At 49.9% G+C, this 9,225-nt stretch carries 9 protein-coding genes and 1 pseudogene; 8 read left to right on the forward strand and 2 right to left on the reverse strand.

The window, feature by feature from the left end; all coding sequences use genetic code 11:
• Positions 1 to 153 (reverse strand): phosphoglycerate kinase (gene pgk / locus ACKI61_RS05685; RefSeq protein ID WP_407456803.1); only part of this gene is annotated, 153 nt, incomplete at its 3' end.
• Between the two features lie 321 nt (positions 154 to 474).
• Between pgk and ACKI61_RS05690 the strand changes: the two genes are divergently transcribed.
• The 6 genes from ACKI61_RS05690 to ACKI61_RS05715 all read left to right on the forward strand — a co-directional run bounded on the left by ACKI61_RS05690 (position 475) and on the right by ACKI61_RS05715 (position 6,355).
• Positions 475 to 3,189, forward strand: coding sequence for an outer membrane protein assembly factor (locus ACKI61_RS05690; RefSeq protein WP_407456796.1), 2,715 nt, complete (start codon positions 475 to 477; stop codon positions 3,187 to 3,189).
• Between the two features lie 9 nt (positions 3,190 to 3,198).
• Entirely contained in the window at positions 3,199 to 3,714 is a 516-nt protein-coding gene (locus ACKI61_RS05695) for an OmpH family outer membrane protein (RefSeq protein ID WP_407456797.1), read from the forward strand.
• 225 nt (positions 3,715 to 3,939) lie between these two features.
• Positions 3,940 to 4,269 (forward strand): hypothetical protein, encoded by a 330-nt coding sequence (locus tag ACKI61_RS05700; protein WP_407456798.1) that lies wholly within the window; start codon positions 3,940 to 3,942, stop codon positions 4,267 to 4,269.
• 209 nt (positions 4,270 to 4,478) lie between these two features.
• On the forward strand, positions 4,479 to 5,276 hold the full coding sequence (locus ACKI61_RS05705) for a hypothetical protein (RefSeq protein ID WP_407456799.1): 798 nt from the start codon (positions 4,479 to 4,481) through the stop codon (positions 5,274 to 5,276).
• Positions 5,248 to 5,601 carry a hypothetical protein gene (locus ACKI61_RS05710; RefSeq protein ID WP_407456800.1) on the forward strand — a complete coding sequence of 118 codons (354 nt, stop codon included), beginning with the start codon at positions 5,248 to 5,250 and terminating at the stop codon, positions 5,599 to 5,601. The genes ACKI61_RS05705 and ACKI61_RS05710 overlap by 29 nt, the downstream gene beginning before the upstream one ends.
• A 76-nt stretch (positions 5,602 to 5,677) precedes the next feature.
• Entirely contained in the window at positions 5,678 to 6,355 is a 678-nt protein-coding gene (locus ACKI61_RS05715; RefSeq protein ID WP_407456801.1) for an FISUMP domain-containing protein, read from the forward strand.
• Positions 6,356 to 6,466: 111 nt separating this feature from the next.
• Here the strand turns inward: ACKI61_RS05715 and ACKI61_RS05720 are convergent, their stop codons facing one another.
• Positions 6,467 to 7,639 (reverse strand): sugar transferase, encoded by a 1,173-nt coding sequence (locus ACKI61_RS05720; protein ID WP_173566147.1) that lies wholly within the window; start codon positions 7,637 to 7,639, stop codon positions 6,467 to 6,469.
• A 67-nt stretch (positions 7,640 to 7,706) separates the two neighbouring features.
• On the opposite strand from ACKI61_RS05720, the gene ACKI61_RS05725 reads away from it, so the two are divergent.
• Both ACKI61_RS05725 and ACKI61_RS05730 read left to right on the forward strand, forming a co-directional pair.
• Positions 7,707 to 8,996, forward strand: coding sequence for a homoserine dehydrogenase (locus ACKI61_RS05725; protein ID WP_407456802.1), 1,290 nt, complete (start codon positions 7,707 to 7,709; stop codon positions 8,994 to 8,996).
• 43 nt (positions 8,997 to 9,039) lie between these two features.
• Positions 9,040 to 9,225, forward strand: a pseudogene (locus tag ACKI61_RS05730) (sugar transferase); the annotation flags it as partial.

Raw genomic sequence — 9,225 nt, forward strand, 5'->3', positions numbered from 1 at the left:
ATCGAGAGCGTACTGGATGGTCGGGAGGGCGGCTTCGATACGCTTGGTGTTGGTGATTTCGCCAGTCACCTTGTCCTGCGGAACGTTGAAGTCAACACGGATGAACACGCGCTTGCCGGCGAGTTCGAGATCTTCGATAGAAAGCTTTGCCATTGTAGCAATCCTCTTTTTAGGGTTAAAATTTTACGCGCTATAATATAGAAAAGACTCGAGGCCAAAGGTAAGTGACGAAGGATTTTTTTCAAACGAAAAGCACGCTCGTTCCACTTTTTACACTAGTGCTTTTTTGTGTAGATTTCGCTAAAATGTTAATTTAGGTTTTTTGTCGCTTTTTTGGAATTTTGGGCAGGTCTCTCGCCATTAACTTTTGTATTTTTGTCCCGAATTTTGTTTATAGGTAGGTTTATTCTGCTTTTTCGCTCGCTGTTTGTTTTATTTGTTTTTGTAGCTCTTTCGTGGGGCCAGCTTTTGGACATGTCCGAAATGTCCGACAGCTATATGGTCGAAAACAAGATCCACAAGGTCAAGGTCGAAGGGACTGTTCACATGGACGATCGCGCAGTCCTTAGCCGTATCGGCATTCGCGATGGCCAAAGCTATTCTCCGACGGCACTCACCGAAAAGGTGCAGTCTTCGGTGACATCTCTCTACAAGTCAGGACTTTTTGACGATGTGACTGCCTGGATTGACTACGTGGGCGAAGGCACCGATGTCGATCTCATTTTCAAGATCAAGGAGCTTCCTGCGCTGGATACGGCCGTTTTCGAGGGCTGTGACGAAGTTTCCGAAGAAGACCTGAAGCTTAAAATTCGCCTGATTCCGGGCCAGGTCTACAGCAAGAGCCAGCTGGAACGCGATCGCCAGGCCATTTTGGATTATTACCGCTCCGAAGGCTACCTGCTTGCCGAGGTGGGTTACCGCGAGACCTCTGTAGATGAGAACAAGAACATGGTGACCTTTATTGTCCGCGAAGGCGAAAAGGTCAAGGTGCGCCAGTTTGACATCCAGGGGAACGACCACGTGCCCGCCGAAGACATCATGGAGCACATGGTGACAAAGCTCGACCAGTGGTGGGGCGGTGGCGAATTCAAGGAAAACATTTTTGAGGCGGACCGCGACACGGTGTTGAACGCCATTCGCCATTTTGGCTACCTAGACGCTGAACTCACCGAGTTCAGCGCCGAATACCTGCCGGATTCCACCTGCCTGTTCTACATGGGCCGCATGGTTCCGCTGGGCGAGAACTTGGAAGTCCTCTACAAGCAGCTGAACCTCGCCCTGGGTGATTCTGCAACGGCACTCTACAAGATGGCGGGCAAACCGACCATGCAGGTCACCCACGTGTTCCGCAAGCACCGCGAAGTGGCCGAGATGCCCTGGGTGACTAGACCTAAGGTCAAGGTCAAGTCCGAAGAAGACGCCTGGAAGATGCTCAACGACATTATCCGCTACGAGAGCGCCCGCAAGGAATGGCTCGACATCGTGGATGGCCGCAAGTGGAAGAACCCGAAGATTGATTCGCTCCGCAAGATCAAGAAGCGCTCTCCCTACGAAGAAAAACTCCTGGTCCGCTACATGATCGAAGACATGTTCCCGGCACTGAACAAGTACGACAACATCAAGACTTCGAGCGCCATCCTGGTTCATATCCACATGGTTGAAGGCCGCAAGTACTACATGGGTGGCTTGCACTTCTCGGGTAACGAGGTGCTGAACGACAAGATGCTTGCCTATGCCTTCCGTCTTGATAGCGGCGAAGTCTTCGACCAGTACAAGTACGAGGCCTCCCGCAAGGCTCTCCTGGATGCCTACCGCGAAGACGGCTACCTGTTTGCCCAGTACGAAGAAACCCGCACCTTCGTGAACGACTCGATTGTGAACCTGTCCTACAAGATGACCGAAGGCCTTCCGGCGCAGATCCACAAGGTGCACATCCACGGCAACACCAAGACGAACGAAAAGGTGATCCGCCGCGAAGTGCGCCTGTATCCGGGCGACACGTACCGCCAGTCCCTGTTGGAACGCAGCTTCCGTGAAATCATGCAGCTCAATTACTTCGACATGGTTGTCCCTGACATCAAGGTGGTGGGCGAGCAGGATGTGGACCTCGACTTTACCGTGCAGGAAAAGGAAGCGGGCACCGGCCAGTTCAGCTTGGGCGTGTCCTACAGCGAAAGCGACGGTGTCGTGGGTACGGCAAGTATTTCTATTCCGAACTGCTGTATGGGTGACGGTCAGGCCGCATCGTTCAGCGTTGAATACGGTCAGGACAAGAAGAGTGCTTCTGTAAGCTTCCAGGAACCGTGGTTCCTCGACAAGCCGATTACCTTGGGTACAAGCCTCAGCTACTCCTGGTGGAACATGTCCAAGTACGACGACCCCGACATTACCCGTTACGGTGGCTCGGTCTACCTGGGTAAGCGCCTCAAGTGGCCCGATGACTACTTCTACGGACAGATCGGTTATAGCTGGCTCATGAACAAGCAGGGCCCAAACATCGACGACAGTTATGTTGTCTATACCGGTGTGGAATCGGCACTCAACTTCCGACTGCTCCGCGACGACAAGAACCTGCCGCAGTTCCCGACCGACGGTTCACGCTATGTGCTTGATGTGCAGTGGGCCGACGACATGCTGTTCAGCGACTTTAGCTTCGTGAAGACCGAACTTACGATTAAGTGGTGGTTCCCCTTGTTCCGCGACCGCCTGGCGATTGCGCTTACGAACCAATACGGTGTGATTATGGGCGACCAGCTGCAGTACCGCACGCTCTACACCATGGGTGGCGTGATGGGCTACGAAGGCATGATGCGCGGTTACAGCTCGGGCTCCATCGGTTACCGCCGCTTGGGCCGCAGCTACCAGTACACGGGAGCTGAACTCCAGCTCGGTCTTGTGCCGCAGACATTCTACCTGTTGCCGTTCTTCTTTGACGCCGGCAACGTGTTCGGTGAACGCTACAACCCGCGCACCAAGGTGCCGAAGCCGTCCAGGAATCCGCTCAGCGAATGGGATCCGACGAGCCTGAAGAAGGACATCGGTTTCGGTTTCCGCGTGATTGTGCCGATGCTCGGCATTATCGGCTTCGACTTTGCCTGGCCCTTGGATGTGGGTGAAACCTACAGCGGCCTGCAGCGTACCGAAGTGGGCGACATGCAGTTCAACTTTGTCATTGGCCAGGGATTCTAAGGAGGCTTTATGCTTAAACGTCTGCTGATCGTTTTCTTGCTTGCATTCGCAGCGGTCTCGTTTGCCGAAGACGGGCTGCGCATTGCGCATGTGGACTCCAAGCTGATCTTTGACGGCTACAAGGGCACCAAGCGCGCCCAGGAAGAGTACGACCGCCAGGTGGCCAAGTGGGAACAGCAGGGCAACTTGCTGCAGAAGGAACTTGCCGCCATCAAGGAAAAGCTTGATAAGCAGGTGCTCATGCTGTCGGACGAAAAGAAGCGTGAACTCGAAGCCGAGTACAACAAGAAGGATATGGAACTCAAGAGCTTTATTGACCGCGTGTACGGCCGCAAGGGCGAACTGATTTCTGAAAACGAGAAGGTGAGCGGCCCGATCATCCAGCTGATTCGCAAGGCCATCAACGAAATCGCCTTGCAGGAAGGCTACGACATGGTGGTGGACCGTGCGACCGGTGCCGTGGTGTTCTGGAAAAAGGAAAATGACCTGACGCAGAAAGTGCTTGACTACCTGAACAACAGATAATTTTCGAAAAGTCCGAAAAAATTTAAAACCTCGCGATGAGCGAGGTTTTCTTTTGTAAAAAGTACCTGTAATGCGCAGCGTAATCTAATTTTGATATTTTCCCTTGAAGCGTATGCTTGTGAACCAGATGCGAAAATGGTGACCCGTCCTGAAAAAAACTTCAAAGTCGGCGATTTTTAAAGAAAAAACTTGACAATGTATAGTTTTTTTTACATTTGAGAGCGCATGCTGAAAAAAGAACTTATTAGTCTCGCCTTAAAGTGGCAAGAAAAATTTGGTGTTCCTCCACAGATAATTACTGCTATATCAGAATACGATGCTGCCATGATGGTTGGAATGAGCGAAACGGCGTATTCCGACTATATGCAAACTCTGACCGCGGTAAACAAGGGCTTTGATTTTGAATTTAAAAGAGTCCATTACCAAGTAAAATCGAATCATCCGAGCGGCAAACCGGGAAGTCGAGTCACAATGGTTTCTAAGGCTAAGAATTATGATTGGGATAAGCTGATTTGGATTCTCTATGATGAAAAATACAATATGCAAGAAGCCTGAATTTGGGATAAGAAGGATTATAAAGATGCTTTTGAAAATAAGAACCGACTTTCTCCTAACGATATGAGAAAAGGAATGTGTCTGTACCCAAAGAAAAATAAAGGAAAGAGATAATTAAGTTGTATGTAGGAATTTGTGCCTTGCTAAAGCAAATGTTTTTTATTGTGTTTCTATTGGGTTTCTTGAGCGTATATGCTCAAGAGGATGATTTGATTGTTCTCGAAGATGACGATCGGAGCGAGACTGATATCGAAAAACTGCTGGATGCCGATCAGAATGAAAAAAATGTTGAAGTGAACGACAATAATGACCGTGTTGTAAAAGATCTATTTGTCGAATCAGAAGTTTATGATACCGTAAAAGTAAAGAACATGTCTCCGTTTTCAGAGACGAATATGCATTGGGGAGGGAGTGTTCACTTGGGGGGCGCTTCGCTAAATGGACTCTATGGTCCCAAGGGGGAGGTGGGTTTTGCCTTTAGCTATTTCTTTTATAAGAAAATGGCTATTCAGTGCGGGCTTGATTTTTATGCGTTGGTATTGCGTGATTTCAAAAATACGGACAAAGTTATATATTCAAAATTCAGCTTATATGACGAAGAATGGGAAAAAGGAATTTCAAAAACAGAGGTTTCCGATTACACAGTCATGTTTATGGGATTTTCTTTGCCATTAGCATTACGTATTGGAAACCCTTTGTGGGGCGAATTGGGCATTTTATTTGATTACGTATATAGAGAGACATTTTTCACGTTACAAGAAGAAATTGCAACGGATGTTTATGGAGATCCGTTTAAGCCAGAATGGGTTCTTTATCCGAAATTACTTGTTGGTTTGGGAATCAATAAGCCCATGGACAATTGGTTCTTGGATATGGGACTACAATTTACGTTATGTTTGAAAAAAGTTGAAACGGATTTTGAACAATCTATTTCCCCATTATTATCCATAGAATTTATTTTTAACATCTGGAGAAAAAATGAAAAAAGTAATCCTGTTGTTGATTAGTGTATTTCTGTTGGCAGCTTGCACTACAACGCATCCAAATACTCCTGCTGTGGGTGAGCCTATCCCAGTGGTGTCGCTCAAAATCAAGCAGATGAAGTCTTTATCATATAGTTACAAGTCGGCTAAAGTTGGTTGTAGTGAAATAGAATTTTTGAAAAAATTTGTAGGAAAAAAGGTAAAGACCGATGATGGCACCCTTAATGTTGATAACATAATGGATATTCATATGGATGTATCCTCTTCGCAACAATGGTTTTTGGGAATCAAGGCTGATGAAGAGTTTGAATGTTCCTTCTGGGGATTGGCTGTGGAGTATGAACATTAGGCCCGCTATGTTAAAGTGCTTTTGGCTAGCTGTATTCTTTGTATTTTGTGCGTGTGGTGAGCATCCATTAGAATATGTGGATATATCTGGAAGTCGGGAAGAGAAAAAGGCCGCAGATGAAGCAAAAAAGGCTGCAGATGAAGCCTCGCAAAAAGCTGAAAAAGAGGCTAAGGAGTCTGCAATAAAAACTGCAGAAGAAACTGCTCGGGCGAGTCTTACCACATTCGTAGATTCTCGGGATGGCCAGGTGTATAAGCAGGTGTCAATAGGCTCTCAGACTTGGATGGCGCAAAATTTGAACTATCTCGCAGAGAGTAGTTTCTGCTACGATAACAATCCTGCCTATTGCACCGAATATGGTCGTCTTTATACTTGGAACGCTGCAATGGAGGCATGTCCTAGTGGTTGGCATCTGCCCTCTAGAGATGAATGGGAAACTTTATTCTCTGTAGTTGCATTGAGTGGTTCTAAAGCCGTGCTTTTGTATACGGATTTCTTGATTGATGGACGTTGTCTCGACGATGCTGGGAATATTTTTGGGGATGGCTCTTGTCCTGATTCTTATGCGTTCTCGGTATTGCCTGCAGGTTTTTTAAACTACGATTTTTTCTATGGCGCGGGTTCTTGTAGCGCTTTCTGGACGGCGACAGAAAGATCTCCAGCATCAGCTGACTTGATCACTTTTGGTCTCGGTTGTGGTTATCAAAGCCATAAATCCAATGCTGCTAACTCCGTTCGTTGCCTTAAGAATTAGTTTCATTTGTTGTTAATCCTAATCGCCAGCCCACTCTTGGGCTGGCTTTTCTTTTGTGAATTATTTTCAGGAATGTTCATCTCACATTTCACATTCCTTACGACGCATTGACTAGTAGGCGCCTTCGCCCTTGAACACGACCTTGAAGGTCTTGAGGATGAGCGAGAAGTCTTCGGAAAGTTTTCCGTTGCGCTTGATGTAGTCGTTGTCGAGGCGCATCTGGCCTTCGAAGCTGATGTTGCTGCGGCCGCTTACCTGCCAGATGCAGGTCAGGCCCGGCGTTACGGACAGGCGCATGCGGTGCCACGGTTCGTATTCCGCCACTTCGGATGGAATCGGCGGACGCGGACCCACAATAGACATGTCGCCCTTGATGATGTTGAAGAACTGCGGCAGTTCGTCGAGGCTGAACTTGCGGAGCACGCGGCCGAATGGATAGATGCGCGGGTCGTTCTTCATCTTGAAGGTCTTGCCGCCCGTCTCGTTCTGTGCCATGAGTTCCTTTTTGCGTTCTTCGGCGTCCACGTACATGCTGCGGAACTTGTACATGGTAAATAGCTTGCCGTTCTTGCCGACGCGGGTCTGCTTGAAGATGATGGGACCCTTGGGGTCGCTGATTTTCACGGCGGCGGCGCAGAACAGGAGGATGGGGGAGCAGAGGATGATGGCTGCGCTCGTGCAGCTGACATCCACGATGCGTTTGATGATGTGGCGGAAGCGGATGGTGTGCGGGTGTTCCCAGATGTTGTCCAGGTTCAGGCGCGACAGCGAGAAGAAGCTTCCGTTTGCCCCGTTGAAGGCGTCGATCTTTTCGGTGAGTTCCAGGTTTTCCTTTTCTTGGAGTCCGGTGTAGATGTAGGCTTCGAAGATGGGGCGCTTCGGCTTGATGCGGAGCGTCTGGATTAAGCCTGCGTCGTTAAGCTTGTGCAAGATTTCCTTGCGGATGGATTCCAGCGTTGCGAGGTCGGAATTCAGAAGGATGAGACCGATGCCGCTTCCGTCGGAAAGGAACCCGAGGACGTCGATGAAGCGCAGATGCGAGAACATGGTGAGGATGCTGATGCGCCAGGTGTTCTCGACGGTCTTGTTTGGGCTTCCCCAGCCAAAGAAGTCGTACTGGTGGGCGTACATCTTGATGTACAGGAACGGCTTGCGCGTGCGGTTTGCCCGCATGAATTCCTCGTTCAGGCGTGTCCTGAAGAGCTTTGCCGGATAGACAATGTTCTTGAGCTTCTGCTCGTCGAGGATGGAGCCGATGGCTGGATTGACGGATGCTTGTTCCATGCGGCGAAATATAGCAAAAAAATATTGCTATCTTTACGCCCGTAAAAATTTAAAATGGAGACGCCTTATGCTGCGTATTGGACTTATTGGTACTGGAACCGTCGGTGGCGGTGTTATTCAGATTCTGGAACAGAAGATTGCTGAATACAAGGAAAAGCTCGGTGTCGAGCTCGAACTCGCTTGCATTTGCGCGAAGTCCGAAGAAGAAGTCGCCCCCTACAAGGCGAAGGGCTACAAGGTTTCGACCAATGCCGACGAAATGATCGCCGGTAACGACATTGACGTGCTCGTGGAACTGGCCGGCGGCTACAACATGCCGCGCAAGTGGATCCTCGCTGCCCTCGAAAGCGGCAAGCACGTGGTGACGGCCAACAAGGCCCTCCTCGCGAAGTACGGCCACGAGATTTTCCCGCTTGCAGCCAAGAATGGTCTGCATGTGCTGTTCGAAGCAGCCGTGGGCGGTGGCATTCCCATTATCCGTAGCCTCCAGGAAGGCCTGCTCGGCTCTACGGTGGAACACCTGAGCTGCATCATTAATGGTACCTGCAACTACATCCTGAGCCGCATGGCCGACGAAGGTCTCGACTTCGATGTGGTCTTGAAGGATGCCCAGAAGCTCGGCTTTGCCGAAGCGGACCCGACTTTCGATATTGAAGGTATTGACTCCGCCCACAAGACCGCCCTCCTTGCTAGCCTCTGCAGCGGCAAGCGCGTGGACTTTGAAAAGATTCATGTGACGGGTATTTCGAAAATTACGGCCCAGGATATCGCATTCGCCAAGGAAATTGGCTGCTGCGTGAAGCTTCTCGGCATTTACCACCGCGATGGTGACCGCGTGGACGCCCGCGTGCATCCGTGCTTTGTCTCTAACGACAACCTGCTTTCTAACGTGAACGGCGTCATCAATGCCGTCTACCTCAAGTGCGACAATCTGGGCGAAACGGTCCAGACCGGTGCCGGCGCTGGCCGCCTCCCGACGGCTTCTGCCGTGGTGGCCGACCTCGTTTCCCTGGCCCGCTCTGTGGACCAGGGTAGCCGCAAGGCGCTCCCCATGGGCTGGTTCAACGTCGAAAATTCCGCGACGCTCGTGCCGATTTCGGAAACGACTTCTCGCTACTACCTGCGCTTTACTTCCCGTGACGCTTGCGGTGTGCTTGCAAAGATTACGAGCATCCTCGCCGAAAACGGCATCTCCATCGAGACCATTATCCAGAAGAACGTGAACGACCCGGGCAAGGTTTCCGTGGTGGTGATTACCGAAAAGACGCTGGATTGCAAGGCCTCGAAGGCGGTGGACGCTATCGACGCTTTGCCCGAAATTGTCGAAAAGAGCCAGGTCATCCGTTTCCTTGCGTAACGGATAGCCTTTGGCAGTCGCAATTTTGTAATTTAGAGTCGTTATGATTCGTGCTGCTACATTGGAACGCATCCTCGTGGTCCTTTCGGACTTTATCGCCATGACGGTTTGTTTCGTCCTGGCGTATTGGGTGCAATTCCATAGTGGCTGGATTGCGGATAAGTATGATCCGAACAAGGTGTTTGCGGACTATGCCTACATGGGACTGGTCCTGAACATTGGCTGGATT

The sequence above is a fragment of the Fibrobacter sp. genome (assembly GCF_045601785.1).
GTDB lineage: Bacteria > Fibrobacterota > Fibrobacteria > Fibrobacterales > Fibrobacteraceae > Fibrobacter.